At 58.7% G+C, this 25,792-nt stretch carries 20 protein-coding genes and 6 pseudogenes; 22 read left to right on the forward strand and 4 right to left on the reverse strand.

What is annotated here, in order from left to right; genetic code table 11:
• The first annotated feature begins 58 nt into the window (after positions 1-58).
• The 15 genes from nifK (at position 59) to EJ069_RS26950 (ending at position 14,236) form a co-directional block, all read left to right on the forward strand.
• Complete coding sequence (gene nifK / locus EJ069_RS26880) at positions 59-1,600, forward strand: nitrogenase molybdenum-iron protein subunit beta (RefSeq protein ID WP_126063826.1); 1,542 nt, start codon at positions 59-61, stop codon at positions 1,598-1,600.
• A gap of 61 nt (positions 1,601-1,661) precedes the next feature.
• Positions 1,662-3,137 carry a nitrogenase iron-molybdenum cofactor biosynthesis protein NifE gene (nifE, locus tag EJ069_RS26885; protein WP_095489376.1) on the forward strand — a complete coding sequence of 492 codons (1,476 nt, stop codon included), beginning with the start codon at positions 1,662-1,664 and terminating at the stop codon, positions 3,135-3,137.
• Positions 3,138-3,145: 8 nt separating this feature from the next.
• Positions 3,146-4,498 (forward strand): nitrogenase iron-molybdenum cofactor biosynthesis protein NifN, encoded by a 1,353-nt coding sequence (nifN, locus tag EJ069_RS26890; protein WP_126063827.1) that lies wholly within the window; start codon positions 3,146-3,148, stop codon positions 4,496-4,498.
• Complete coding sequence (gene nifX, locus EJ069_RS26895) at positions 4,495-4,992, forward strand: nitrogen fixation protein NifX (RefSeq protein ID WP_063169371.1); 498 nt, start codon at positions 4,495-4,497, stop codon at positions 4,990-4,992. The genes nifN and nifX overlap by 4 nt, the downstream gene beginning before the upstream one ends.
• 16 nt (positions 4,993-5,008) lie before the next feature.
• Positions 5,009-5,488 carry a NifX-associated nitrogen fixation protein gene (locus EJ069_RS26900; RefSeq protein WP_024505267.1) on the forward strand — a complete coding sequence of 160 codons (480 nt, stop codon included), beginning with the start codon at positions 5,009-5,011 and terminating at the stop codon, positions 5,486-5,488.
• On the forward strand, positions 5,485-6,300 hold the full coding sequence (locus EJ069_RS26905) for a response regulator transcription factor (protein ID WP_063169370.1): 816 nt from the start codon (positions 5,485-5,487) through the stop codon (positions 6,298-6,300). The genes EJ069_RS26900 and EJ069_RS26905 overlap by 4 nt, the downstream gene beginning before the upstream one ends.
• A 331-nt stretch (positions 6,301-6,631) precedes the next feature.
• Entirely contained in the window at positions 6,632-7,267 is a 636-nt protein-coding gene (locus tag EJ069_RS26910) for a universal stress protein (protein ID WP_245456297.1), read from the forward strand.
• Positions 7,268-8,109: 842 nt separating this feature from the next.
• A complete protein-coding gene (locus tag EJ069_RS26915; protein WP_063169368.1) occupies positions 8,110-9,408 on the forward strand; it encodes a SidA/IucD/PvdA family monooxygenase in 1,299 nt (432 codons plus the stop codon).
• Between the two features lie 13 nt (positions 9,409-9,421).
• Positions 9,422-9,799: a hypothetical protein gene (locus EJ069_RS26920; RefSeq protein ID WP_024505270.1), complete on the forward strand. Its 378-nt coding sequence runs from the start codon at positions 9,422-9,424 to the stop codon at positions 9,797-9,799.
• Between the two features lie 272 nt (positions 9,800-10,071).
• Positions 10,072-11,217, forward strand: coding sequence for a TlpA disulfide reductase family protein (locus tag EJ069_RS26925; RefSeq protein WP_063170388.1), 1,146 nt, complete (start codon positions 10,072-10,074; stop codon positions 11,215-11,217).
• 320 nt (positions 11,218-11,537) lie between these two features.
• Positions 11,538-11,981: a DUF269 domain-containing protein gene (locus EJ069_RS26930; RefSeq protein WP_245456299.1), complete on the forward strand. Its 444-nt coding sequence runs from the start codon at positions 11,538-11,540 to the stop codon at positions 11,979-11,981.
• Positions 11,982-12,027: 46 nt separating this feature from the next.
• Positions 12,028-12,231 (forward strand): CCE_0567 family metalloprotein, encoded by a 204-nt coding sequence (locus EJ069_RS26935; RefSeq protein ID WP_095517143.1) that lies wholly within the window; start codon positions 12,028-12,030, stop codon positions 12,229-12,231.
• The gene (gene fdxB / locus EJ069_RS26940; RefSeq protein WP_189475995.1) at positions 12,228-12,545 is read left to right on the forward strand and encodes a ferredoxin III, nif-specific; all 318 of its coding nucleotides are present in this window, start codon (positions 12,228-12,230) and stop codon (positions 12,543-12,545) included. The genes EJ069_RS26935 and fdxB overlap by 4 nt, the downstream gene beginning before the upstream one ends.
• A gap of 84 nt (positions 12,546-12,629) precedes the next feature.
• Positions 12,630-12,818, forward strand: a complete 189-nt coding sequence (locus EJ069_RS26945; RefSeq protein ID WP_126063829.1) for an exopolysaccharide production repressor protein — start codon at positions 12,630-12,632, stop codon at positions 12,816-12,818.
• Positions 12,819-13,222: 404 nt separating this feature from the next.
• Positions 13,223-14,236, forward strand: a complete 1,014-nt coding sequence (locus EJ069_RS26950) for a 1-aminocyclopropane-1-carboxylate deaminase (RefSeq protein WP_126063830.1) — start codon at positions 13,223-13,225, stop codon at positions 14,234-14,236.
• Positions 14,237-14,292: 56 nt separating this feature from the next.
• Here the strand turns inward: EJ069_RS26950 and EJ069_RS33455 are convergent.
• Both EJ069_RS33455 and EJ069_RS26955 read right to left on the reverse strand, forming a co-directional pair.
• Positions 14,293-14,518 (reverse strand): annotated as a pseudogene (locus EJ069_RS33455) (7-cyano-7-deazaguanine synthase); the annotation flags it as partial.
• A gap of 444 nt (positions 14,519-14,962) precedes the next feature.
• The gene (locus EJ069_RS26955) at positions 14,963-16,765 is read right to left on the reverse strand and encodes an ABC transporter ATP-binding protein (RefSeq protein ID WP_126063831.1); all 1,803 of its coding nucleotides are present in this window, start codon (positions 16,763-16,765) and stop codon (positions 14,963-14,965) included.
• A 313-nt stretch (positions 16,766-17,078) separates the two neighbouring features.
• Here EJ069_RS26955 and EJ069_RS26960 point away from each other — a divergent pair.
• From EJ069_RS26960 to EJ069_RS33460, 7 genes and pseudogenes are all read left to right on the forward strand, one after another.
• A pseudogene (locus EJ069_RS26960) lies at positions 17,079-17,253 on the forward strand (aminocyclopropane-1-carboxylate deaminase/D-cysteine desulfhydrase family protein); the annotation flags it as partial.
• Positions 17,254-17,716: 463 nt separating this feature from the next.
• A pseudogene (locus EJ069_RS26965) lies at positions 17,717-18,219 on the forward strand (pyridoxal-phosphate dependent enzyme); the annotation flags it as partial.
• A gap of 495 nt (positions 18,220-18,714) precedes the next feature.
• A pseudogene (locus tag EJ069_RS26970) lies at positions 18,715-19,154 on the forward strand (pyridoxal-phosphate dependent enzyme); the annotation flags it as partial.
• Between the two features lie 800 nt (positions 19,155-19,954).
• Positions 19,955-21,010: a hypothetical protein gene (locus EJ069_RS26975; RefSeq protein ID WP_126063832.1), complete on the forward strand. Its 1,056-nt coding sequence runs from the start codon at positions 19,955-19,957 to the stop codon at positions 21,008-21,010.
• Between the two features lie 9 nt (positions 21,011-21,019).
• Positions 21,020-22,078, forward strand: coding sequence for a cysteine synthase family protein (locus tag EJ069_RS26980; RefSeq protein ID WP_126063833.1), 1,059 nt, complete (start codon positions 21,020-21,022; stop codon positions 22,076-22,078).
• Positions 22,075-24,303, forward strand: a complete 2,229-nt coding sequence (locus EJ069_RS26985) for a lyase family protein (RefSeq protein WP_245456301.1) — start codon at positions 22,075-22,077, stop codon at positions 24,301-24,303. The genes EJ069_RS26980 and EJ069_RS26985 overlap by 4 nt, the downstream gene beginning before the upstream one ends.
• A complete protein-coding gene (locus tag EJ069_RS33460; RefSeq protein WP_245456302.1) occupies positions 24,210-24,773 on the forward strand; it encodes a hypothetical protein in 564 nt (187 codons plus the stop codon). The genes EJ069_RS26985 and EJ069_RS33460 overlap by 94 nt, the downstream gene beginning before the upstream one ends.
• Before the next feature lie 339 nt (positions 24,774-25,112).
• On the opposite strand, the pseudogene EJ069_RS26990 reads toward EJ069_RS33460, so the two are convergent.
• Both EJ069_RS26990 and EJ069_RS26995 read right to left on the reverse strand, forming a co-directional pair.
• Positions 25,113-25,232, reverse strand: a pseudogene (locus EJ069_RS26990) (IS630 family transposase); the annotation flags it as partial.
• Between the two features lie 284 nt (positions 25,233-25,516).
• Positions 25,517-25,720 (reverse strand): annotated as a pseudogene (locus EJ069_RS26995) (ISNCY family transposase); the annotation flags it as partial.
• Between the last annotated feature and the right edge of the window lie 72 nt (positions 25,721-25,792).

Raw genomic sequence — 25,792 nt, forward strand, 5'->3', positions numbered from 1 at the left:
ACGTCTTGACGTCCTGAGCTGCCGTCCCGCGCAGCCAGATGCAAAAGAGGTAATCATCATGCCGCAGTCGGCTGAAAAAATTCTCGATCACGCTCCCCTGTTCCGCGAGCCGGAATACAGAAAGATGCTCGCTGAGAAGAAGCTAAACTTCGAATGTCCGCACCCCGATGAAATCATTTCCGATCAGCGCGATTTCACCCAGACGTGGGAATACCGCGAAAAGAACCTCGCCCGCAAAGCGCTTGTCGTGAACCCGGCCAAGGCCTGCCAGCCGCTGGGTGCGGTATTCGCTGCCGCCGGCTTCGAGCGAACCATGTCCTTCGTCCACGGCAGCCAAGGTTGCGTCGCCTATTACCGCTCGCACCTGTCGCGCCATTTCAAGGAGCCTGCCGCGGCGGTCTCCTCCTCAATGACCGAGGATGCGGCGGTGTTTGGCGGCCTGAAGAACATGGTCGACGGGCTCGCCAACACCTACCAGCTCTACGACCCCAAGATGATTGCCGTGTCGACGACCTGTATGGCAGAGGTCATTGGCGACGACCTGCACAGCTTCATCCAGAACGCCAAGGACGAAGATTCAGTCCCGCGCGACTTCGACGTGCCCTTTGCCCACACCCCGGCCTTCGTTGGCAGTCATGTCGACGGCTATGACAACATGGTCAAAGGCATTTTGGAGCACTTCTGGAAAGGTCAGGAGCGTACGCAAATCGAAGGAACCATCAACATCATTCCGGGCTTCGACGGCTTCTGCGTCGGCAACAACCGGGAGCTCAAGCGCCTGCTCGATGTAATGGGCGTGTCCTATACATTGATCCAGGATGCCTCTGACCAGTTCGATACGCCTTCGGACGGTGAATACCGCATGTATGACGGGGGCACGAAGATCAACGAGGTGAAGAAGGCCCTCAACGCCGAGGCAACGCTTTCGCTGCAGCATCACAACACCCGAAAGACACTGGGCTATTGCGAGGAGGTCGGGCAGGCGACGGCCTCGTTCCACTATCCGCTCGGCGTTCAGGCGACGGACGAATTCCTGATGGAGGTCGCGGCGATTTCCGGCAAGGAGATTCCCGAGGCAATTCGCCTCGAGCGCGGCCGACTGGTAGACGCCATGGCGGACAGCCAATCCTGGTTGCATGGTAAGAAATACGCCATCTACGGTGATCCCGACTTCGTTCACGCAATGGCCCGCTTTGTCATGGAGACCGGCGGCGAGCCAACCCATTGCCTCGCCACCAATGGCACCTCGGCATGGGAAGCCGATTTGAAGAAGCTGCTAGCATCCTCGCCTTTCGGCAAGGCTGCCCAGGTTTGGGCGGGCAAGGACCTGTGGGCGCTGCGCTCACTGCTCTTTACCGAGCCGGTGGACCTTTTGATCGGCAATTCCTACGGCAAGTACCTGGAGCGCGACACCGGAACACCGCTGATCCGGCTGATGTTTCCGATCTTCGATCGGCACCATCATCACCGCTTTGCGCTCTTTGGCTACCAGGGAGCGTTGCGCGTGCTGACGACGATCCTCGACAAGATCTTCGACAAACTCGATCGCGAGACGAGCGAGACGGGTGTGACGGATTATTCCTATGACCTCACGCGCTAAGAGCCGTGGCCGGCTTTTCGCCGAGGCCATTCCTTGCCCAATGGACTGGGGAGGCTGAGCAATGTCCTCCCTCAGCGCCAAAATCAAGGACGCCTTCGATGAGCCCGCCTGCGATAAGAACCGTGGCAAAGATGCCAAGGCGCGCAAGGAGGGCTGCTCGAAGTCGCTGACACCAGGGGCGGCAGCCGGCGGCTGCGCCTTTGACGGAGCCAAGATCGTCCTGCAGCCGATCACCGACGTTGCGCATCTGGTCCATGCGCCGCTCGCCTGCGAGGGCAATTCTTGGGACAACCGTGGTGCGGTTTCGTCAGGGCCGACCTTGTGGCGGACAAGCTTCACGACCGACCTCACCGAACTCGACCTTGTGATGGGGCAGGGCGAGCGGAAACTCTTCAAGGCGATCCGCGAGATCAAGCACACATACGCGCCGCCGGCGATCTTCGTCTACTCGACTTGCGTAACGGCGCTGATCGGTGACGACATCGAGGCCGTGTGCAAACGCGCCACGGAAAAGTTCGGTTTGGCCGTGGTGCCGATCAATGCGCCTGGCCTGGCAGGCTCCAAGAACCTCGGCAATAAGCTCGCCGCCGAGGCGTTGCTCGATCATGTCATCGGCACGGTCGAACCCGACGACCCCGGACCCTACGACATCAACATCCTTGGCGAATTCAACCTCTCGGGCGAATTCTGGCTTGTAAAGCCGCTCCTCGATCGGCTCGGGATCCGGGTGCGCGCCTGCATTCCCGGCGATGCGCGTTACCGCGACATTGCTTCCGCGCACCGCGCCCGGGCGGCAATGATGGTGTGCTCGACCGCGCTGATCAGTCTTGCCCGCAAGATGGAGGAGCGCTGGGACATCCCGTTCTTCGAGGGCTCCTTCTATGGCATCTCCGACACATCGCAAGCTCTTCGAAACCTTGTCAGGCTGCTGGTGAGGAAGGGCGCCGATCCGGAGATCCTCGAGCGCACAGAGACGCTGATCGCGCAGCAGGAGGCGATCGCGTGGAAGAAACTCGAATCCTACCGGCAAAGGCTCCAAGGCAAGCGCGTGCTGCTCAACACAGGCGGTGTGAAGTCCTGGTCGGTTGTCCATGCGCTGATGGAGATCGGAATCGAGATCGTCGGCACCTCGATCAAGAAATCTACGGTGCAGGACAAGGAGCGCATCAAACAAGTTCTCAAGCACGACAAGCACATGTTCGAATCCATGGCTGCGAGCGAGCTGTACGCCATGCTCTCTGAACACAGGGCCGATATCATGCTGTCGGGCGGTCGCACGCAATTCATTGCGCTCAAGGCCAAGACGCCCTGGCTCGATATCAACCAGGAGCGCCAGCATCCTTATGCCGGCTATGACGGCATGGTGGAACTCGTACGCCAGATCGACCTCGCCATTCACAATCCGATCTGGTCTCAGGTGCGCCAGCCGGCCCCGTGGGATTGCCAGCCTGAGCTGATAGGCGAATTGCCGTGCACGAGGAACGAGACCGCGTACCTGTTTGATGAATTCGCCTGCGCGACGGCACACGAGTGTTGAGGCGACCGATGGCCCGCATCCTTCCCCAGAGCAAATCGGCGGCAGTCAACCCGCTGAAGTCGTCGCAGCCGCTGGGTGCCGCCTTTGCCTTTCTTGGCGTCGACGGTGCGATGCCGCTGTTCCACGGCAGCCAAGGCTGCACAAGCTTTGCGCTCGTTCTCTTCGTGCGGCACTTCAAAGAAGCGATTCCCTTGCAGACTACGGCGATGGATGAGGTGGCGACCATCCTCGGCGCAGCCGACCATCTGGAAGAGGCGATCCTCAACCTCAAGAACCGCACGAAGCCAACGCTGATCGGGGTGTGCACGACCGCGCTGGTGGAGACGCGTGGCGAAGATTGCGCGGGTGATATTGCCAACATCATGCGGAAGCACACGCAACAGCTTGCGGGTACGGAGGTCGTGCTGGCCAACACGCCGGATTTTGACGGCGCGATCGAAGAGGGCTGGGCCAAGGCAGTCACCGCAATGATCGAAGGGATTACGCGCTCGGGCGAACGGGCGCGGCACCCGAAGAAGATCGCAATCCTGCCCGGATGCAACCTCTCTATCGCCGACATCGAGCATATGCGGGACATGGTTGAAAGCTTTGGGCTCAAGCCGGTTATTCTGCCCGACATTTCAGGCTCGCTCGACGGTACGGTTCCTGACCGCTGGGTAGCGACCACATACGGCGGCACCAGCGTCGAAGACATTCGCGAGTTGGGCACGGCCATGCAATGCATCGCCATCGGTGAGCACATGCGCCGCCCGGCGAAAGCGCTGCACGGGTTGACCGGCGTGCCTTACGTGTTGTTCCAGTCACTGACTGGGCTGCAGGACACGGACCGCTTCGTGTCGCTGCTGTCTGCGATTTCGGGCGCGGCGGTACCGGCCCGCGTGCGCCGGCGCCGGGCGCAATTGCAGGACGCGATGCTCGACGGACATTTCCATTTCGGCGGCAAGAAAATTGCCATCGCTGCCGAACCAGACCAGCTGTTCCAACTTGCGACCTTCTTTGCTGGCCTCGGCTCCGAGATAGCCGCGGCCGTCACAACGACCGACAGGTCTAAAATTCTCGAGAAAGTCCCGGCGGTTTCGGTTCAGATCGGCGATCTCGGCGATCTGGAAAGTCTTGCCGTCGGTGCTGACCTGCTTGTCACGCATTCGCACGGGCGCCAAGCATCGGAGCGGCTCCGAATTCCGCTCATGCGCATCGGGTTCCCGGTCTTCGATCGACTAGGCAGCCAGCACAAGCTCGCAATTCTCTATCAGGGCACCCGCGACATGATCTTCGAGGTCGCCAGCATCTTCCAGGCCAACCAACACGCGCCCACTCCTGAGGCGCTTGATCCACTCCGTAATCGAGAAATATCACGATGAACGCTGTTCGCCGCCTCTCGCTGGTCAGTAGTGAGGTTTTCGCCCCGATGCCTGAACGACGTAAGGGCGCATTGCGCGTTGCGATCGCCACTCAGGACATGCAGGACCTCAACGCCCATTTCGGGTCGGCCAGGCGCTTTGCTGTCTACGACGTGACGCGCGAGGAATGGAATCTCGTAGAAGCCGTGGCCTTCGATGACGTGTCCGATGAAAGCGGGGAGCATCGGGCCGAGCGCGATGATCGCATCACGCCAAAGGTGGATGCGCTCAAGGGCTGTCAGATCCTGTTTTGTCTGGCAATTGGCGGCCCTTCGGCAGCCAAGCTTGTCGCGGCAAAAATCCACCCGATCAAAGTGGCGGAGCCCCAATCGATCCCACAGGTGCTCTTGCGCACGCAGATGATGCTCAGGACGTGTCCTCCGCCTTGGCTGCGCAAGGTGCTGGCGCGAGCGGGCATTGCCGAAAAGAAACCGTCCTTCGAGGACGAGGACTGAAAAGAGGAGGACGCCAATGCCTGACCCCGCAATCCCCCCAGCTGTCGCCGAAGACGAGGCGGCTCTTTGCACCCCGTTCGTCAAATGCCTCGTGCGGCTGATCCGTTCTCAGGATTCCTATGGCTCGTGGGAACGCAAAGCGGACGCTGAGCTGCTGGGCGACTTCATCATTACCAAGGAACAGCGCCGAGGGATCCCAATCATCGGAGATCCCGATCCCGACGTGCTGTGGAGGCTCGACAAGTACTACGCCGCCATCGGGCTTGCGATCGAGGAGCGCTGCGGCCTTATGGCATCGCCGATGATCCAGGTGAGCCATGAGGGTTTTGGTCGGGTGCTTTTCACGACCGGACGGCTGGTCGTTTTGTCCAAAACGCTGCGCGATGTCCACCGGTTTGGCTTCGAGACGCTCCTGAAGCTCGCCACGGCCGGTACGAAGCTGGTCGACGATGCGATTTCAGTCATCGAAACCTTTCCCCACGTGGCGCTGGCATGATGGGCGCGATTTTCGAGAAAGGCCATCATGACGGACCCGAGAAACTATGTTGGCCAGTCCCCTCGATCCAGGGACTCGAGGCCGACCAGGTTGTTGGGGTATCGCCGATGAAGAAGCCGCTGGTCCTGATCTGCTCGCAAGATGCCGAGTTCTATCTGCTCTACAGCCACATACTGGAGGTTGACGGTTTCAGCAGTGAGACGGCAGACGGCGCGAAGGCTGCGCTGGCCTTGGCCGAACAACGGGAGCTTCAGGCCGTAGTGCTGGATTGCGACCCAGCCAGCATAAACGGGTCCGCAATTTGCGCCCACCTCAAGCGGGAACCGCGCACCACCGACCTGCCTATCATCGCCCTGATCGCGCCTGGCGCCGAGCACCAGCACCTCGATCTCTTGAAGGCAGGCGTTGAGAGCTTTGTGCGGCCGGTGGCTCCGGCCAAGCTGCTCGACTGCCTGCGGGCGAGGCTCGGGCTGACCAAGCGTGGTCCGAACGGGGTTGAAAACGACAGTTGGATTTGTTGTGGAGGCCTGGAGATGAAGCTCGATGCCCATCGGGTTCGCGGTAATGGCCACGACATCCATCTCGGACGGATCGATTTCAACGTGCTGCGGCTTATGATTGAGGCCCCCGGCAAGGTCTTCAGCCGGGACGAGCTTATCGGGGCGGCCTGGCTGCCCAACATTCATGTCGGTGCACGCACCGTCGATGTCCATATCAGCCGAATCAGGAGGGCGCTGAAAACGGCCTTGCCCGGCAGCGTCATTCGCACCGTCAGGTCGGCCGGCTACTCGCTCGAGAAGCCGGACGACTGAAATCGGTGATCGAACGTGGTGCCGCTCTCTCTTCCTCCTGAGAGCGGTGTTGCCGCTTTGAGGCGCTCCTAACGAAGACCAGGAGAAGCAGGCAAATGGAATTTAAAAGCATATTCAGTGTGACGGGTGCTGATCATTCTGATGAGGACCTCACAACAGCTGCCGGACTGTGTGCCGAGGTCGGCGCGCACCTATCGGTACTCATTATACCGCCTCCATTGCTCTTGATGTTGTCTCCGCCCCCGAATGGAATACAGGACGTGCACAGGCAATTGCAGTACCGAACTATCGATTTCAGCAAATCGAGAAATTTTCACAGGACGTGACCAGAATGGAAAGACGGTCCGCGGATATCCTCAAAAGGCTGAAAGCTATGTCGCTTTCCTGTGACGTTGACACCGACTATTGCGATCCGGCTAGCCTCGGTGAAGTGGCACGACAGCGGGCGCTCTGCGCTGACCTGACGATCGTTGGAGGAGACCTCCTCAACGATGAGACTCTCGGACCTCCTGTTGTCAACGGCTGCTTGTTCGATAGCGGAAAGCCGGTGCTCATCGTGCCGAAGGGCGTTAAGGCGACGCTGTCGCCTCGACGCGTGCTGGTCGGCTGGGATTCGCGTGTAGAGGCCTCGCGTGCGGTTCGGGAAGCTCTTAGTATCCTATCCGCTGCCAAGGAAGTCTGTGTCGCTATGGTCGATCCAAAGGCGCAAAACAACGGGAAAGGCGCGCAGTCTGGAGCTGACATCGCTGCCTATCTTACTCGGCACGGTGCTCGGGTCTCCGTTGACCTGCTTAAGAGCGCCGGCAAATCGGCGGGCACAGTGCTGACCCAGCACGCGAACGACATCTGTGCTGACATGATGGTTATGGGTGCTTATGGCAGCCGTGGGCTGCGTGAGCGGATTTTCGGCGGTCCGCCGAGCTGGAGCTTTGGGAAGACCACATTGCCGCTGTTTTTGGCTCGCTGATCAGCTCCGTAGGAACACCGATCAGGTCGTAGGACCGCCAACCAGTCCGAAGTCGTCGTCGGTTACCGGTCGGATTGCGGAGACATGGCTGGATCCGCGAACATCTTGCGACGCTTGTCAGAGCCAAACCGGACGCCTCGACTGCTTCACGACGCTCTCGTGAACCAACTCGTGCGAGATCGTCCGCAACGGGCAGTAAAGACGAACGGCTGCAGCAGACCGCAGCCAAGCCACAGGGCGGGTGTACCAGGAGACCCCGCCTCGTGCGCGAACCCTGTTGGAAGGCCCCTTATCAGTACCCGGACGCGCGTCAAATCGGCGGCTGTCCCTGTCAGCCTGCGGTGTGCAAGGGCCGCTGCCGCGGAGCTTCCCCTGCCCGATCGTCGGGCGTGCGACAATGTCGGATTCCAGACGAGCTGGAACTGCGCGAACTCGTTGGTTTGACAGGTCTTTATCCGGCACGCCGCATGCATGGGAGTCTCCGAAAGCATTAAGAGCCGTTATCCATGGTTACGCCCCTCGAAAGAAAGAGCCGCTTCCGTCGTGGCAGGGAAACAGCCACTCCTGGGGTGGAGGCCGGCGCTAGAAGCCGCCGTAAGATCCGGAAGAGCCGCGCGACAGCATCACACACTTTCCTTCTGCTCTTGGGTTCGGATCACGCCGCGCCGCTGTCGATGCCGCCGACATTGAGCCCAAGACCTGGAAGGCGGCACACGCTTTTGCTGTCCTCTCAGTCGGGACCGCGGCTCAAGCATGCCTGTGAGGTTCGCATTGCTCAATGCCCGGCAATCGACGTCAACATGCCGCTGAGTTGGAAAACACTCCTAGAGGAGTAAGGATAAGTGGACCTCTTTTGTATTGGTGTGGGTGCTGGACCATCTAATTTGAGCCTTGCGTGTCAGATACAGGAAGAGATTGCGCAAGGGGCACTGTTCCTGGACCGGGAGGTCGATTTCCGAGGACATCCAGGCAGCGCTTTCGATTGCGCGGAGCTCCAGGTCGGCCACTTCCAGGATCTGGTTACTCTGGTCAATCCGCGATCAGCCTACACATTCGTAAACTACCTCCACGAGAACGGGCGTCTTTACAATTTCCTCAATGCGCAATTTCACGGGGTGCTTAGAGCCGAGTTCGCCCAATATCTCAACTGGGCGTTCCAGAAGAATCCGCTTGTCCGTGGCGGCGAGGCCGTTCGCGAAATCCGCTTTGACGGCGAGTTTCGCGTGCGGACGGACAACGCGGTCCTTGATGCAAGAAACCTCGTCATCGACATAGGCAAGCAGGCGCAAATTCCGCCTCAGTTTCATGGCTGGACTGGACCCAACCTGTTCCACTCATCTGAGTTGGCCCACATCAATCCTGAGGTGCAAAAAAAGCATGTCTGCGTTGTTGGCGGCGGACAGTCGGGAGCCGAGCTGCTACTGCACCTTGTCGGCCGGCCGAAAGAACGGCGGCCCGCGGCGATCACATGGGTCTTGACGCGCGAGATGCCTTTCGACGACCACGCGTTCACAAACGGGCTGTTCACGCCATGCTTCTCGGATCGTTTTGCTGCGATGAGCGAGGTGCATCGACAGCTGTTCCTGCGGCGTTTCGCGCTTGCCTCCGAGGGCATTTCAGAAAGCAAGTTGCGCGCGGTCTATCAGGCGCTCTACCACCACGCCTTTCTCGAGCCACACCAATGCGAGATCACATTGCGGCCAAGTTGCAACGTGTCGCGCTGCATCAATGCCGGAGCAGGGCACAGGCTCACGCTGCAACGCGGCTTGGACAACATCGGAGAAGTAACCGCCGATATCGTCATCCTGGCCACCGGGTACGAGAAACCGCTGCCGGGTTTCCTAGAACCGATCGCAGATCGCCTCGAACAGATCGGCAATGAGCTCGCCATCGGCGAGGATTTTTCGGTGTACTGGGACGGACCGCGAGACCGACGCCTTTTCGTTCAGAACGCCTGCCTTGGACAGCGCGGGCTGGCTGATCCGAACTTTGGGCTGCTGGCCTGGCGAGCGCGCCGCATCCTTGACAGCCTTCTGCGGCGCGCGCCATGCGCCAATCCCGAGCATCTAGGGTTCATCAACCGTCCCTTGACGGAGTGCTGGCCCGACCTCGGAGTCGAACAAATGGGCAGCGGGATATGATTCGTCGATATTGATGATCGGCGGTGGCATTCAGGAAAGATTTCCGCCTCTGGCGGCAAAAGCGGGACGAGCAATATTCCTACGGCGTCAGATCGCTCTGCTCGCGCTTGAGCAAGGTAGCGTCGCGCGACTCCTGCTTGGCGTGAAACAGCAAAGGGCATTCAATCACGATGCAGCTTTACGTGCTGTCGGGCTCAACGCCACGTGGATCGAGCCCAACGCCGCCGTTGGCAACCGCGACGCGAATTATGACGCCGGGCCACATGCGGCGGTGGCTGCAAGGGTACCGAGCCTCTCCCGCACTTTCGACCCCATCGCCGAAGTGCGACTACTCCAGGACGCCGAAGCCGGTCTTATCGCCAGCGGGCCAGCCAAACTCTCACCTTCCTAAACGGCAGCCGCTAAGGTGAGCCGTCGAAAGCCGACATTCAGGTTAACGTCAGCTGGCCGTGTTAGGGCTCGCTTATTCAAGGCGGTACCGGCGCTTGCCGAAGCTAAGAAGGGTTGGCATGCCCTTTGCCGTGCTTGATGTGCGGCAACACGGTGAGAGCTCCGCTGAAGCAAGCGAGAGGGAGCAATGCCCTCGAGACCGTGTCCGATTTTGACTGGAAAATATTCCGCGACAAAAGAGACGAAAGGTGTGGAATGACTTTGGACACCAAGATGGAACTGCGTATGGGGTCCCCGGCTCCTGCGCTGAAAGTGGAGAACTGGCTGCGTGGCGAGCCCCTCACGAGCCTTCGGCCCGGCAAGGTCTACCTCGTTGAATTTTGGGCGACTTGGTGCCGACCATGTGTCCACGCCATGCCCCATTTGATCGAACTGCAGGAGAAATATAAAGACAGCGGATTTGAGATTATCGGAGTCGCAGCTTGCGAAAAGGCTGCAACCGCGGACGAAGCGCGGACCAACGTGGATGCCTGGCTGACCGAGAAGTTCCCGAATCTGAATTATCGGACAGCGTTCGATTGCACTGGCGAAATGAAAAAGCTCTGGCTGGAACCCAGCTCTTCGTTCGGGATTCCCACCTCGTTCGTGGTCGACCGCGACGGCCACATCGCTTATATCGGCCACCCGGCACCTCTCGATGACGTTTTGCCGAAAGTCCTTAACGGCAGCTGGCGCAGCAGCTATGAAGCGAAAGCCGTCGATGCAAAGCGAATCTCGCGTGTGCGCGAATCGTCGCTGAGTCAGCCGATATACGCCAAACTTGGGCCGGCGATGCAGGACGAGGATTGGGCAGCGGCACTATTGGCCATCGAAGAAGGCCTCGCCGTGATGCCAGACTCTTTTGATTTTCGGCGGGTTCATGCGGATATTCTGCTTCACAAGCTGCGCGACATCAAAACCGGCTTGCCGCTTATGCGCGAATTGGTCGAGGACGCGATCAACAAAAAGTTCGAAGCGATGTCTTGGGTGGTGATGGCGCTGAACCAACTCTTCCATCCCACGATCGACAACTCCCATCTTCCGCATGATGATCGCTTTGCGATGGGCAAGGAGCTCTCCGAACAGATCCTGGAACTTAATCCTCCGCAAGGCGATGGAGACTTTAAATTCGGGTGTTACTTTCCGGTCGCTCAGTATTATTACGAGAGCGGCAACAAGGACCGGGCGATCGAGTTGATCGAGGTGGCAATCAAATCGCTGGACCATTCGGAGCCAGTGCCGGACCAAACCAAACAGCGCTACCTCACCTCGTTGCTCCAAGCCCTGGCCAACTACACGGGTGAGCCTGCCTGTCACGCGGGTCTCTGTGTGGCTCCGCAAAACAAGACTTCCGAAACTCAAAACGCTGTCACTTCCTGAGCAAGGATCGCGAAGGGCATGACAATTGGAATTGAACACCGGCAAATCCGCCCGCCCAGGCGCACTTCGCAGCAATAACGTCGATGCCGCAAAAGTGCGCGGCTTGCGGCAGGTGGAATTTCCATTGCGTTTACCTCGGGTCGAACCGCGGCGCAGGCGTTCGCGCCGCGGTGAAAGGTCTCGCATTGGTGGACGTGCTCGAGGTCGGCCACGGGACACTGTTGCGTGGGATCGGCTCGCCCAAGCCATTCCCCGCCCACGCAAGCGCCCGAACCACACATCGCAGAAAAAGAGATCGTCCTTCAAGAGGAGTACTGAAATTGGGGAAAAGCGAAATTCCTCATGAACCGGTTGGCCCTGCTGTCCACGGGGACGGCGAGGCCCTTGCTTCCCCGTTCGTCAAATGCCTCCTGCGGCTCATTCGTACTCAGGATTCCTTCGGCTTATGGGAAGGCCATTCGGATGCCGAGCTGCTGGCCGAGTTCATCATCACCAAGCAACAGCAACGTGCGGTACCCTTTGGCGGCGATCCCGATCCTGACGCGCTGTGGAGGCTCGACATGTTTTACACCGCCGTAGCGCTTGCGATCGAGGAGCGCTCCGGCGTGTCGACGTCGCCGACAATAGAAATGAAACCCGTGGGGGCTTCCGGCGGTTGGTCGTTCTATCGAGACGTCCACCGGTTCGGCTTCGAGACTTTCCGCAAACTGGCTGAGGCCGGTACGAAACTGGTCGACGATGCGACTGCAGCCATTGAAGCCTAGCCCGAGATGGCGCGCATCAAGAAAACCATTGTTCCAGGAAGGATCTATGTCAGACCTAGATAAGATGAGGAATAAAGTCCGAAAACTCCAGTTGCGTGCAGCTATTGCCAAGATGGCATTGCAGGACCTTGTCGAGGGTCTGCCGGGCAAGTGGGCCGACATACAGGAAGTCGCCGAGAAAACCCACGCCGTTTATGCCGAGTTGGATGTTGCCAAGAGAGAACTCGCTTCAATGAAGAATTTAGGATGATGCGCACATTCACCACCCGTGACGGCTCCCTTTGGATGCCGTCGTACCTGACCTCCATCGATAGCAAGACCTGCATCGGCTGCGGCCGTTGTTTCAAGGTCTGCTCGCGCGATGTCATGCATCTTCACGGCGTCGATGATGCGGGTGAAATCCTCGGCCCCTGCGATGACGAGGACGACGATTTCGATGGCGAGCTCAATCGCATGATCATGGTTGTCGACAATGCTGGCCGCTGCATCGGCTGCGGAGCCTGCGCCCGCGTCTGCCCCAAGAACTGCCAGACCCATGTTGCGGCCGACGAGCTCGCAGCATGATCAGGCCGAAAAAACCAGGAGAACGGCGTTACACTTCATATCTTTTGTCGGCTCGTGGGGCTGATCCTGTGCAGCAATGCGTCGATGGTTTACTTCGCTTCGCATTCGCCCCGTGTGGCAGTCGTCACGACGCTGGCATGTTCGCTGCTGCTTCAGGCCTGCTATTTCGGCCGCCTACTCTTTCTGATCCGGCAGTCTAGCCGCGCTCGTGGAACTCGCCACAGGGGCCAGCATGCCGATAGTTCCAGGAAAGCTCGGGTATCAGTCGTCTGAACTCTGATCAGCTGCGGAATGAAATTTCAGCTGTGTCCCAGTTGCCCAGCTTAGCGCTGTTGCTTTTAGGCGCGGTCGCAAGAGCAGTGCTCAGATCGACACTAGTTGGATCGCTCTGATCACTGAGCGGATCGTTCAATGTGTTTGGCATAGTCAGAGGCGACCGAATTCCGGTTTGTTTTAACGCCGGGAGTATGCAGGTGTTTGGGTTGCCTAGGCACACAAGAGCCGTTGCGGAACGCCGGCATGCGGATTGCTTTGTCGCGGTGACAACGCGGCGCTGGAAAATGACGAATGGAGCTGTTCTGCACCGTCTGAAAATGCAAGCTGGCATCAAGTCAATAAGCCCTTGGGCTGACCGGTTCGTAGCTGGTTCAGACCAATCACCTCTTGCTGGAGAAAGCATGCTGGAAAAATTCGAACGTTATCCGCTCACCTTTGGACCCACGCCGATCGAGAGGCTCGACCGCCTCGGCAAGCATCTGGGCGACAAGGTGGAAATCTACGTCAAACGCGAGGACTGCAACTCCGGTCTCGCGTTCGGCGGAAACAAGCTGCGCAAGCTCGAATACATTGTGCCCGACGCGATCGCGTCAGATGCCGATACGCTCGTCACAATCGGTGGCGTGCAGTCCAACCATACGCGCATGGTCGCTGCGGTCGCCGCCAAGATCGGCATGAAATGCCTCCTGGTCCAGGAGAGCTGGGTCCCACATGATGATGCCGTCTACGACCGGGTCGGCAATATCCTCTTGAGCCGCATCATGGGGGCAGAGGTGCGCCTGGTTGACGAGGGCTTTGACATCGGCATCCGCCGCAGCTGGGAAAAGGCACTTTATGAGGTCAAGGCAAGGGGCGGCAGGCCATACGCGATACCTGCCGGCGCCTCTGTCCACAAATACGGCGGCCTGGGCTATGTGGGGTTCGCTGAGGAGGTGCGTGCCCAGGAAGAGCAGCTTGGGTTTGCCTTCGACTATATCGTCGTCTGTACGGTGACTGGTTCAACCCACGGCGGCATGCTCGTCGGGTTCGCCAAGGATGGTCGACAGCGCAACGTGATCGGTATCGATGCCTCCGCCATGCCCGCCAAGACCAAGGCGCAGGTGCTTGGCATCGCCCGAAATACAGCGAAGCTCGTCCACCTCGGAGCGGAAATTGTCGAGGAAGACGTGGTGTTGTTCAAGGACTACGCGTACCCGGGTTATGGCGTTCCATCGGAGGAAACCAAAGAGGCAATCCGTCTGTGCGCGCGGCTCGAGGGCATGATTACCGATCCCGTTTACGAGGGCAAATCGATGCAAGGGATGATCGATCTCGTCCAGAGGGGCTTCTTTCCACAGGGATCGAGGGTCCTCTACGCACATCTAGGCGGCGCGCCGGCGATCAACGGGTACGGCTACACCTTTCGCAATGGCTGACGTTCGGCAGACTACGATTCCGCCGTCCTGCCGTACCGGACGTGCATAGCACTGTTCAGCGCTGGGCCGGAAAGGCCGAGGTCAATTTCGCGGACGTCGATGATCTGTAGAACTGTTCATTCGCTCCGCAGAGGGCCGGCGTATCCAATCTCTTCCTATGCCGTTGGCCGTAATCGAAAGACACGAGGCCGGCGAGTTCGTGCTCAGCTGCCACTCTGTTAGCAAAGGAACGGAATCCAATCCCCCGGAGCAGATGGCGAGAGTTAAACGAAGACTGCGCAGCTCTTGCGCTTCCGGGTCTCCGAGGGGACGACTTTGCGAACCGAAGGGAGTTTGATGCGTTGACGTGGCCGGCGTGCGGCAGGTTGGGCCAGCGACAGGGCTCCCAGCCGGCCGGGAAGCACCGCCCTCTTCAATGTGCGTTGACTTCGCTTCCTTTGGCGAAATGTGGGTAACGGCGAGGGCCGCACACTTCCCGGACCCAAATGACCGTCGAGATTCCCGCCCTTCTGGTGCGTTCGCCGTGAGGCGCGACAATTCGGTGCCCGCGTGTAACTGCGCGCATTCGCCGAAGCTTAGACGTGATGCATTCCCGCCCGCCCGCTTGGCGGACAGTTCCGGCCGTGCTGGTTTCGCCGGCCGTAACGCCCGCCGCTCTTCGGTAAGGCCTCACTGCCACACGCGTCTCCGGCAACGGCTCGGCGCATCGCGCAACCCGGTTGGCGCTCAGGCCAGGCCCTTCGCTAGTTCCAACGCCTGCCGTTCGAAGAGGCGGCGGTAAATGCCACCATCGAGATCGATCAGCGCGGCATGATCGCCGTCCTCCATGATGCGGCCACGATCGAAGACGAGCAGCCGATCGAGCGAGCGGACTGTCGACAGCCGGTGTGCGATGACGAGTGTGGTTCGACCCACCATCAACCGATCCACCGCTTGTTGAATGAGCACCTCGGATTCCGAATCGAGGCTCGATGTGGCCTCATCCAGGATAAGGATCGGCGCGTTCGCGAGGAAGGCGCGCGCGATCGCCACCCGCTGGCGCTCGCCGCCGGAGAGCTTCAAACCCCTTTCGCCGACCAATGTCCCATAGCCCTTCGGCAGGGGCGCGATGAAGTCGTGCGCACTGGCCAGCCGTGCCGCTTGCTCGATCTCGGCCTGGCTCGCGCCAGGCCGGCCATAGGCGATGTTCTCGGCAAGCGACCTGTGAAACAGGATAGGCTCCTGCTGCACGATCGCGATCTGCGAACGGAGCGACTCTTGGGTCACCTCGGAGACGTCCTGGCCGTCTATCAGGATCCGGCCGCCGCTCAGGTCATAGAGTCTCTGGATGAGCTTCACGAATGTTGTCTTGCCGGAACCGGAGGGCCCAACCAACCCAACCCTTTCGCCAGCCTCAATCGACAGCGAACATTCGCTATAGATCGGCAGGGGATGGTTGGCGTAGCGGAAGTGGACGTTCTGGAAATCGATGCGGCCCGTCGTGATCCGGATCGGCTTGGCCTCCGGACGATCCGCAACATCCAGCGGCTGATTGTGGATGGCCACCAGTTCTTCCATATCATTAACCGAGCGTTGCACGTTTCGGACATGCATGCCGGCATCACGCAGATAGCCCTGGAGGACGATGAAGGACGTGAGTACATAGGCTATCTCGCCAGGCGTTGCCTGTCCATGCGACCACAGAAGCAGGGCATATCCGATCACCGCCACCCTGAGCGCAACCAAAGTGACGCCTTGGGTTGAGCCAATGTTCGTCCCGCGCACCCAACTCCTGCGCGTGCGGTGCCGCCATTTGGTCATGATATTTGCAAGGCGCGCGTCTTCGCGGACCTCGGCGCCGAAGCCTTTGACCACAGCGTTGCAACTGACCGCGTCCGCAAGCGCGCCGCCGAGCTTTGTGTCCCATTGGTTGGCAAGGCTCGCCGCCGGCGCGACATAGCTGAGCGACAGCGAAATCGAAAACGCAAGATAGATCAGAGAGCCGCAAGCAAAGATCAGCCCCATGACCAGCCAGTGCCAGCCGAGCAGCGCCGTCGAACCTACCAAGATGATAAAGGACGGGAACAGCGCGACCAATATTGTGCTGTTTAGGGGGTCGAGCGCCCCCATGCCGCGCGTTATCTTGCGCACTGTCGAGCCGGCGAAGCTGTTCGCATGCCAGTCTGTCGAAAAGCGCTGGACATGATAGAACGCTTCGTTCGCGACATCGGACATCATCTTCAGCAAAAGGTCGTTCAGACCAATGAAGGCGATGTGGCGCATGGCAATGGCCGCGAGCGCAAGCGCAATCGGTACAGAGAAGGCTGCAAGGGCCGAATGCCAGGCTGGTGCTGCCACAGCAGCGCCACCTGCAACAGCATCGATGAGACGACCTGAATAGACCGGCATCAGCACGTCAGCCAGCGTGGAGGCAAGCATCGCAGCCATGATGATCGCGAGCCGCACCGGCTGCCGGCTCCAGTGGCGGACAGTGAAGGCGAGTACGTCGCGACCAGTGGCGCCGCGTCCATGGACGGGGAAACGTTTCATAGTTTCCAAGCGGGCGCATCAACACGCTCGGTCCCAAAGAAGTTAAATGACAAAACTGGAATTTTCGACCTCCCTCACAACAGCATCAATTTTGGCGGGCAGCTCCTGGCGCCTCACGATGTGAGGTTCAAAAGTCGTGCCAACTGAGCGGAAAGAGCCTCAGAAGAACTTCTGCATGTTGCTCAACGCGTTAATGAGAGTCCGCCACGAAGCCGGCCGAACACGATTGTCACGGACTCGACAACCGGCGGTAGATGGACACAGAAATGCGGACATTGTCGACAGGATCTAAAGGGCTTCTCCGCACCGCGATCTTGCTTTAGGCGGAAACAAGCTGCGTAAGCTCGAATACGTCATTCCTGACGCGATCACGTCAGATGCCGACACACTTGTCTCCATCGGCGGCTGGCAGTCCAACCTGGATGGTGGCGGCGGTGGCCGCCAAGATCGGCATGAGATGTCTTCTGGTTCAGGAGAGCTGGGTTCCGCAAGGATGCGGACAACCACCGGGTCGGCGACATTTTCTCTTGAGCGCATCATGGGTACGCTTGGTATTACTTGAGGAGTAGGCGCACTCGCACTATGAATCCCGCGGAGGGAACGAAGGATGCCATCCGCGTGTGGCGCGGCTTGAGGGCATGATTGCGTATCCCGCCTAGGAGGGCAAATGGGCATGATCAACCTCGTCTAGACAGGCTTCTTTCCAGAGGGATCGAATGTTCTTCGCGCGTCTCAGCGGGGGTGCCGACAATATATGGTTATCGCTGGCCCTTTGGCTATGGCTGACCCTCGACCCCAATTTGAGTCAGGGCCGACGAGGACGTGTCGGTAATTCGACAATCCCGACAGTCAGGTGAGCATTGGTAGAATGTTTCAGGCGTTACCATCACTTGGCACCGTGTTTGCGTATTCTCGTCGCGAGTTCAAAATTAATTTGCCGTTGAAGAAAACATGCTCGAAAAGTTCGAAGGCTACCCGCTCACCTTACCAACCCCATCGAGAAGCCCGACCGTCTCGGCAAGTATCTCGGAGGCAAGGCGGAAACCTACGCCAAACGCGAGGACTGCAACTCAGGTCTCGCATTCGACGGAACAAGCTGCGCAAGCTTGAATACATCATCCCCGATGCGATCGCGTCAGATGCCGATACGCTCGTCACCGTCGGCGGCGTGCAGTCCTACCACACGCGCACGGTCGCCGCACTCGCCGCGAAGATCGGCATGAAATGTCTCCTGGTTCAGGAGAGCTGGGTCCCACATGAAGATGTTGTCTATGACCGGGTCGGCAACATTCTTTTGAGCCGAATCTTGGGCGCAGAGGTGCGCTTGGTCGACGAGGGCTTTGACATCGGCATCCGTCATAGTTGGGAAAGAGCTTTATGAGGTCGAGGCAAGAGGCGGCAGACCTTATGCGATACCAGCCGGGGCGTCTGTTCACCCGAACGGCGGCCTCGGCTAGCCCCCGACGTAGCTGTGTGACCATCTTTTGCGCTGCGCCTCGAGTGAGTGAAGAAGGCATCCGGATCTCGTCTCGATCTTTCCGCAAGACGGGCGAGACCTCCTGGAAGCCCCGCCTTCCGAAGGCGTCTTTTTCAGATTCGCGCTGCGAGAAGGTGGCAAGAGCCGTTTTCCGCGCCACAGTCCGTAAACTTGGGTTGCCGGCCGTCCCTACGAGAAATTTCCGGTGCGGAGCTGGCCTATTAGCCCTACCTGCAAGATGACGGCGACGTTGTAAATCGGCCGCCGGCTGAAGGTTTCCCCCTCAATGTCGGATACCCGACGGGATCACAAACCAGCTACCCATTGCCTTCATGATAATTTCCTTCTGGCACGTTCGATGCAGAGGATCTTCCGAACACATCAGCGGATGTCCTCTTATGATCAGGCTCACGGAAAAATGCTGTACCGCATTCGAGGTCGCGCCCTCGCTGATCCCGAGCCGGTCAAAGGCGACTACGTTGTCGTTTGCACTGTCACGGGTTCAACGCATGCCGGCATGATCGTCGGGTTCGCCGGGGACGGTCGACAGCGGAACATGATCGGTATCAATGCCTCTGCCAGTCCCGCAAAGACAAAGGCGCAGGTGCTTAGCATTGCCCAACATACAGCGATGCTTGTTGAGCTTGGAACGGAAATCGTTCAGGATGACGTGGTGTTGCTCGAGGACTACGCGTACCCGCGTTATGGCATTCCATCCGAGGAAACCAAGCGGGCGATCCGTTTGTGCGCGCGGCTCGAGGGCATGATTACCGATCCCGTTTATGAAGGCAATGCAAGGATGATCGACCTCGTCCAGAGAGGCTTCTTTCCAGAGGGTAGAGGGTCCTCTATGCCCGTCGCGGTGGCGCGCCCGCAATCAACGGTTATGGCTACACCTTTCGCAATGGCTGACGCGCCAGCTCGCGTTGCGCCGCCCTGCCGTGCCAGCGGTGCGCTCAAAGTTCGTTCGAGGCCACTTGGCCCACAGGTGCCAGCACTCTGAGGGGACCAGGCAGCCGGCCCGTGCATGGAGTCAGCTCCCCGCTCGGGCTGGGCTCATTGCGGATAATCTGTCAGCTATGTCCCTCAGGTTTGGGCCGCGCTCTTAGCGCTCGGAAGTGAGCGCCCATGGCTTTCGGCCCCCAAGCCTGGAAGATGCGTGGGCAAGGCCGCGCAGCGGATGTCGAGCTCGGCTGTGACGCGACCAACCTCGTCGCCGGAATGGCGGGGCTAAACGATCGCGGTGGACCAACAAGTATCAGCGTGCGCAACGCAAGCATTCGGCCAGGGCCGCGTGCTATGACGGCAACCCTGCGCCTATTGACCATATGCCAAGGTTGTCGATGCGGTCTTTGGTGAAGATGACGATAGGTTCTCTTAATTCTGATGGGGATTTTCGTCGTGGGCGCTCTGCAACCGTGTTCGGGGAGTAATCGATCGAGCATCGTGCGCAGTGCTATATTGCTCAGCTGAAGGGGGCGCCCTTGAAGATCGTACGTACGTCGTGCCCCAACCAAAGTAGTGCAACAGATCCTTCAGGTAAGTTAACAGACTCTTTGCGATCTGAATTCACTGACTATGATAGGTTCACTCCAATCTTTAACGCCAGGTGACCTAGCACCCCCAGGGAACTTGGAAGTATCCCAACTCAAAGCGAGCCCTGTTCGCATGACAGGGCTATTCTCGCTTAATGTACCTGACGGGGAGGTGATATGTCGATCCAAAACTCTGACCATCCTATCGACCTTTCAGCAAGCGGGGCGAGCATCTCGACTAGAGAACTCCTCGAAGCGGCCGCCGATGAATTTTGGAAGCCCTACATGGACCACCAGGCGTTCGACGGAGGAGATGCGGCTGAGATTGCTGTCGAGGACGGGGCGGGGCCAAGGGTTCATTCTAGCGGGGCTCTCTGTTGCGGCACATTCGGCGAGTTGCTGCAAGGCGAGTTGCCGGTAGGCTCATCTCGTCAGGACCCGCATTTCTTAATCACGATGCCCATAGCGCTTTTTGCGCGTGCCCATTTCATGCCGACAGCGGGTACGCGATCCGTAACCGTTTATCCGCTTCATAAAGTCAAAGCTAAACGGCTAGCAGAGAATCTCGTGGATGCACTCGGCACCTCAGGAGGAACCCTCGTTTTGCAATCTGAACTCTCCGAAGGCAAAGGGCTGGCCAGTTCATCAGCAGATCTTGTTGCAACGGCACGTTCAATCGCCTGCTGCTTTAAGCGTAGAGTCAGGACCTCGCTGATCGAGAAGCTAATGGCCGAGATCGAGCCATCGGACGGAGTGATGTATCCCGGCGTGGTCGCGTATCGACAGCGAGCTTGTAGCCTGCTGTCCTTCCTTGGGCAAATGCCGCCGCTTGCAATCGTTGGAGTCGACGAAGGCGGGACTGTCGAAACTGTCGACTATGATCAGCGGCGGGGTGATATCTCCGCCAGTCACAAAGCGGAATATCATCGACTACTCGATAGCGCGCGGATAGCAATTCCGCGGGCTGACACGGCCACGATAGGCAGAATAGCTACGGCCAGTGCACTCCTGCATCAGGAGCGGGCTCCAAAGGAGCATCTGAACGCGATGCTAAAAGCATCCGAGGCCACTGAGGCTCTCGGGGTAATAGTCGCGCACAGCGGCACGATGATTGGAATCCTACTTGATCGAAGGGCGGCGGACTTCCCACAGAAGCTTCAGTCCGTGCTCGCTGATGTATCGCGTTTCGACACCTCGCCAAAAATCTACCTGACCATGACTGGCTGCCGATGAGGTAATAATATGGACGCTGTTAACAGACGCCTGCCATTTTCCGGATATTCTGAGGCATATGCTCTGCCAAGTATTATTAGATGTGAGACAAATCTATATCTTGCGCAGTTTGCTTTTATGAAGCTTCTCCCTGCGAAGTACATCATTGAGCAAGCGCTGGCTCGAGGGACCTTGAAGCAAGGGATGAAAGTTCTCGAGACTTCAAGCGGAACCTTCGCGCTGGGTTTGGCCGTAGTTTGTCGGGAACGTGGATTCCAGCTCGAAATCTTCACAGACCCAGTGATGGACAAAGGTCTGGAAAACAGGTTGAGCTCCCTGGGAGCCGAAGTCGTCACAGTAACGGAAAAAGCCAAGCAGGGCGGCTATCAAAGAAGCCGGCTAGACGCATTGCATGCTAAGATGAGACAGTTGGGTGATTCCTGTTTCTGGCCCCGGCAATACGAAACACCGGACAACCCAGCAGCCTATAAGCTATTCGCCGATCAAATATCGGGGATGCTAGGCGCCAACATAACTTTGGTCGGTTCTGTGGGGTCAGGAGGCTCTACTTGCGGAACGATAGAGCGCCTCCGCCAAACAGCCCCTGGCGCGCGCCTGATCGGAGTTGACACCTTCAATAGTGTCATTTTTGGCCAACCGGATGGCGAACGGAAACTGCGGGGGCTGGGGAACAGTCTTGTCCCCAACAACGTGAAGCATGAACTGTTTGACGATGTCCATCTCATCTCGGCTCCGCTGGCATTTGCTGCAACCCATACCCTCCACGAGCAGCACGCCGTTTTCGCTGGTCCGACCTCCGGGGCGAGCTACATCGTTGGGCATTGGCACGCTCGGCAGTATCCAAGAGAAACCGTGGTCGTCATAGGTCCTGACGAAGGCCACCGCTACGCCGAAGCTGTTTATGACCACGAGTGGCTCAAGCAGAACGGATGTCTGCATGAAGGTGTTCTTCTGGACGCTCCGTCCAGCGAAGAGCATCCCTCGACCGCTCTCCCGCCCTGGAACCGATATCGCTGGAATCGGAAAAGCCGGGAAGCTGTCCTAAATGTGCTGGAGGACGATTCATGAACCGAGGTAGCTTCCTTTTCGTGGAAAGCAATACGACGGGCACCGGCGAACTGTTGATGAAACGGGCCAGAGCCCTGGGCTTTGAGCCCTATCTCGTTACCCGCGATCCCGCTCGGTATGCGTTTCTTAAGGACACCGTCGCTCACGTTATCGAAGCTGAAACGCGCAGTCCGGACGAACTCGTCGGGGTCGCCACCAAATTGGGAAGGATGGCAGGAATATACTCATCGTCGGAATATTTTGTTGAAGCAGCATCAAGTGCTGCGACGGCGATCGGGCTACCAACAGCGAATCCTGAGGCTATAGCTACCTGCCGAAACAAATGGAAACAAGCGGCCGAGCTACGGCGACAATCAATCGCGATCCCTGAAACGCGATTGGCTACTTCCGTCAGCGACGTGGAGAACATTCTTGCCCAAGCTACTCTGCCAGTAGTCGTGAAGCCGGTCTCCGGAAGCGGTAGTAGCGGCGTGAGATTATGCGATAGCACAGCAGCCACCATCAAGGCGTTTGAGAGCGCAAGGGGCGCATTACTCGACCAGGTAGGTCTGTGCAGCCCTGATGTCCTCATCCAGCAATATATAAGGGGTAAGGAATACTCCGCAGAGATAATTGCGAACGATGGAACCCTGCATTGCCTTGGAGTTCTTGCCAAGCACAAGGGCCCGCCTCCCTGCTTCGTTGAAGTGGGGCACGACTTCCCGACCCCGCTTCCGGGGCACTCTCTCCAGGAATTGGCCTCTTTTGCCGTAAGCGCGGTATCGGCGCTCGGCCTGGAGTTCGGACCGGCTCATGTAGAGTTCGTGATAGCGGAGTCGGGCCCGGTCATCATTGAGGTCAATCCCAGAATGGCTGGAGGAATGATCCCAGTCATGCTGTCGCACGCTTTGGGTACGTCAATCCTGGACATGGTCATTAAACTCTATGCGGGAGAAGGGTTCACGCCTCCACGCGCGAGCGCAAGGGCGGGAGCCATCCGCTTCCGACTTGCTCCCACGTCCGGGAAGCTCAAACGCCTGGGCTTTTCTCGAAATCCAGACCAGACAGTGCCCGAGGCGAGGCTACTGAAATCTGAGGGAGACGAAGTTCAAATAAATGGCGACTTCAGGGACCGAGTAGCCTACGCTATAGGCGTCGCCGATGAACTCAACGCCGCTGCAGCGGCAGCTGAAGGGATGATCGACTCGCTTGTGATCGACATCGAGACGGGTGGTGGTGAATCGGACAACAAGCAGGACCCTGGGTCAAGCTATGCTAGGTGGACTCTGCATCCCGAAGCGATGAAGTTGCTCGCTCCGCCTATAGAAATCTCGCGCGATGGCCGCCTTCTGCGGCACCAGGCGGCCATAGACGAAGCACATCTGGTGATGCTTGCGGACCAGAGCCTGGTCAGCCAGGCAACCGCTGCCGATCTCCTGAAGCACATCTTGGACCTCCAGGACGAGGGCTTTCAGTCTTTGGAGGGCCGCGATGCTCCGCGTGGCCTCTACCTTGCCTACGAGGCAGAACTCGCCGCCAGAGCTGGCCCGGAAAAGGCTGGCTGGCTACACCTTGCCAGATCCCGCAACGACTTGAACGCGACCATTTCTCTCCTGGTCCTTCGGGAAGCTGCGTGTTCCATCTCCCAAGAAATAGGAATTGCACAAGATGCTCTGCTTCAGCGAGTCGAGGAAGCGTCGAGACTTGTGGCTCCGTTGTACAGTCAGTACCAGATTGCACTCCCCGGATCGCCAGGGCATTACCTGCTCGGGGTTTTCTTCGCTCTGGGGCGCGAGCGCCAGCGCCTCCATTGCCTGCTGGAGGACATCAGGAACTGCCCTATGGGAGCTGGTGCCGGCGGAGGCACCAGCATGCCTATAGATCCGTTGAAGACAGCAAATCTTCTGGGATTCGAACTGCCGTTATTCAACTCACTTGATGCGGTTGCAAGCCGTGACCATCACCTACAAGCGCTTTCACTCTTCGTTGGCGTTTCAACGCTACTTAGTCGTGTGGCCCAGGACCTGCAGGTTTGGACGACGCGGGAGTTCGCCCTCATCGACATTCCTCACAATCTTGCTGGCGGCTCTTCCATGCTCCCCAAAAGAAGAACCCGTTTCTGCTTGAACACATTAAGGGATCGGCAAGCACCGTGCTTGGCGCTTACGTCGCTGCGGCGACAGCAGCCTGCAAATCGCCTTTCAGCAACTCGATTGAAACGAGCAACTACGGCTGCTCTACTCTGAGCCTTGCAGAGGAGGCCCTGAAGAAGGCAATCACCCTCACATCGCTCATTGTGAAATTCATGACTTTCAATGTGCAGTCTATGCGTGAAAATCTGGAGGACGGCTCACCGATGATGGTCGTCGCCGCCGAACGGATGGCGTCGCGAGGCGTTCCTTTCAGGAAGGCCCACACACTGGTTGGCGACATCGCCAAGCGCCTGTCTCAGGATAGTCCTGTGGCAGAGCGCCGAAGCGAGTTGGCCAGCCAGCTCGCTGGGGTGCTACCCGCAACTCTCGAGGAGTGCAGAGACGCTCTGCAGTTCGGGCGAGGACCCGGAATAAGATCAACCGACGACCAGCTTTCTGTAGCAAAGAAGATGTATGGCGAAATGCAGCTGAAATGCGCGGAAATACGGGAACGCTGGGCGCACGCTGAGATACACCGCAAACAGAGGGTGAATGAGCTTATTGATGATCATCAGGCAACTTGAACGAGCGACATATGGACAGCGCTTAATCTTATAACAATCGGCAGATCAGTCCGCGGCTGGAGCGGCGCAGCGGCTGCAGCCTATGTATCCTATGGACCCAGCGACTACGCGGGACGATGCTCGGACTGATCGCAGTCTGCGGGATTGCTTTCATAGCCTACGGCCTTGAAGTAGTTTGCGCTTCTGTTGACGTAAAAAGGTCGACGAGCGCGCCGACGGTGTCCCACAGGGCTGCGATGGTCCGCTCGGCCGATGACGAAGTCGGCATGGGCGTGACGCGAGCCGCGCCGTCGTCCGTGCGGGTCGTGGTGTCGTCTCGCCCATCCGGGCTCTGCCGATCCAGCGGATCGCGCTAGATATCCCGACACCGAACGGAGCCGCTGCCTGCCGGGCCGATGCTTCTTTACCCGCAGCTTTCACGACACGTGACCGCAGATCCTCACCAAGTGCTCTCGCCATAGTCCACCTCCATAAAAGTGGACGTTGAATCAGCCAAAACGATTCGCGTCACATCACGATCGATTCATCGATCGCCGGACGTGCTTTAGTCTAGTCCTCGTCCATAAACGGCTGCTTTTGCGAGCGTTCAAGGTCGTTTCGCTGTCAATCTATGGTGTCTTTGCGGCACGTGATGTCGCGAGTCGGTGAAATCGCCGACCGAGAGCGTTTGCAACAGTCATGCGGGCGTAAGGTATCGGCCGGCGCTCGCCGGCATGCCATTGAGGACGGCCCGATCCGTGGGCTCAGTTGGGTGTGAGGCGGGCGAAGAGGGCGAGGTTGTAAGCGACCACCGAGGACCAGACGTAAGCCTTGAAGCGGGTTAGCCCGCCCCAGGTGCAGCAGGCCAGACCGTAAGCACGTTTTAGGCGAGAGATGTCGGCCTCGGTGCCTCGGCGGAAGTTCCTCAGCTTGCGGTAGACCCAGCGGCTCCTGACAATGTCTTCTACAGCGCTCGCGATCCTACCATGCTCCCGAAAGTTGCTTTCAAAATATGTGCGTTTATGGCTCATTGGGCCGGA

It is taken from the genome of Mesorhizobium sp. M2A.F.Ca.ET.043.05.1.1 (genome assembly GCF_003952445.1).
Lineage (GTDB): Bacteria > Pseudomonadota > Alphaproteobacteria > Rhizobiales > Rhizobiaceae > Mesorhizobium.

Coding starts and splice junctions, on each gene's coding strand:
- nifK (WP_126063826.1), top strand. CDS start 59: ATGCCGCAGTCGGCTGAAAAAATTCTCGATCACGCTCCCCTGTTCCGC.
- nifE (WP_095489376.1), top strand. CDS start 1,662: ATGTCCTCCCTCAGCGCCAAAATCAAGGACGCCTTCGATGAGCCCGCC.
- nifN (WP_126063827.1), top strand. CDS start 3,146: ATGGCCCGCATCCTTCCCCAGAGCAAATCGGCGGCAGTCAACCCGCTG.
- nifX (WP_063169371.1), top strand. CDS start 4,495: ATGAACGCTGTTCGCCGCCTCTCGCTGGTCAGTAGTGAGGTTTTCGCC.
- EJ069_RS26900 (WP_024505267.1), top strand. CDS start 5,009: ATGCCTGACCCCGCAATCCCCCCAGCTGTCGCCGAAGACGAGGCGGCT.
- EJ069_RS26905 (WP_063169370.1), top strand. CDS start 5,485: ATGATGGGCGCGATTTTCGAGAAAGGCCATCATGACGGACCCGAGAAA.
- EJ069_RS26910 (WP_245456297.1), top strand. CDS start 6,632: ATGGAAAGACGGTCCGCGGATATCCTCAAAAGGCTGAAAGCTATGTCG.
- EJ069_RS26920 (WP_024505270.1), top strand. CDS start 9,422: ATGATCGGCGGTGGCATTCAGGAAAGATTTCCGCCTCTGGCGGCAAAA.
- EJ069_RS26925 (WP_063170388.1), top strand. CDS start 10,072: ATGGAACTGCGTATGGGGTCCCCGGCTCCTGCGCTGAAAGTGGAGAAC.
- EJ069_RS26935 (WP_095517143.1), top strand. CDS start 12,028: ATGTCAGACCTAGATAAGATGAGGAATAAAGTCCGAAAACTCCAGTTG.
- fdxB (WP_189475995.1), top strand. CDS start 12,228: ATGATGCGCACATTCACCACCCGTGACGGCTCCCTTTGGATGCCGTCG.
- EJ069_RS26945 (WP_126063829.1), top strand. CDS start 12,630: ATGGTTTACTTCGCTTCGCATTCGCCCCGTGTGGCAGTCGTCACGACG.
- EJ069_RS26950 (WP_126063830.1), top strand. CDS start 13,223: ATGCTGGAAAAATTCGAACGTTATCCGCTCACCTTTGGACCCACGCCG.
- EJ069_RS26955 (WP_126063831.1), bottom strand. CDS start 16,765: ATGAAACGTTTCCCCGTCCATGGACGCGGCGCCACTGGTCGCGACGTA.
- EJ069_RS26975 (WP_126063832.1), top strand. CDS start 19,955: ATGTCGATCCAAAACTCTGACCATCCTATCGACCTTTCAGCAAGCGGG.
- EJ069_RS26980 (WP_126063833.1), top strand. CDS start 21,020: ATGGACGCTGTTAACAGACGCCTGCCATTTTCCGGATATTCTGAGGCA.
- EJ069_RS26985 (WP_245456301.1), top strand. CDS start 22,075: ATGAACCGAGGTAGCTTCCTTTTCGTGGAAAGCAATACGACGGGCACC.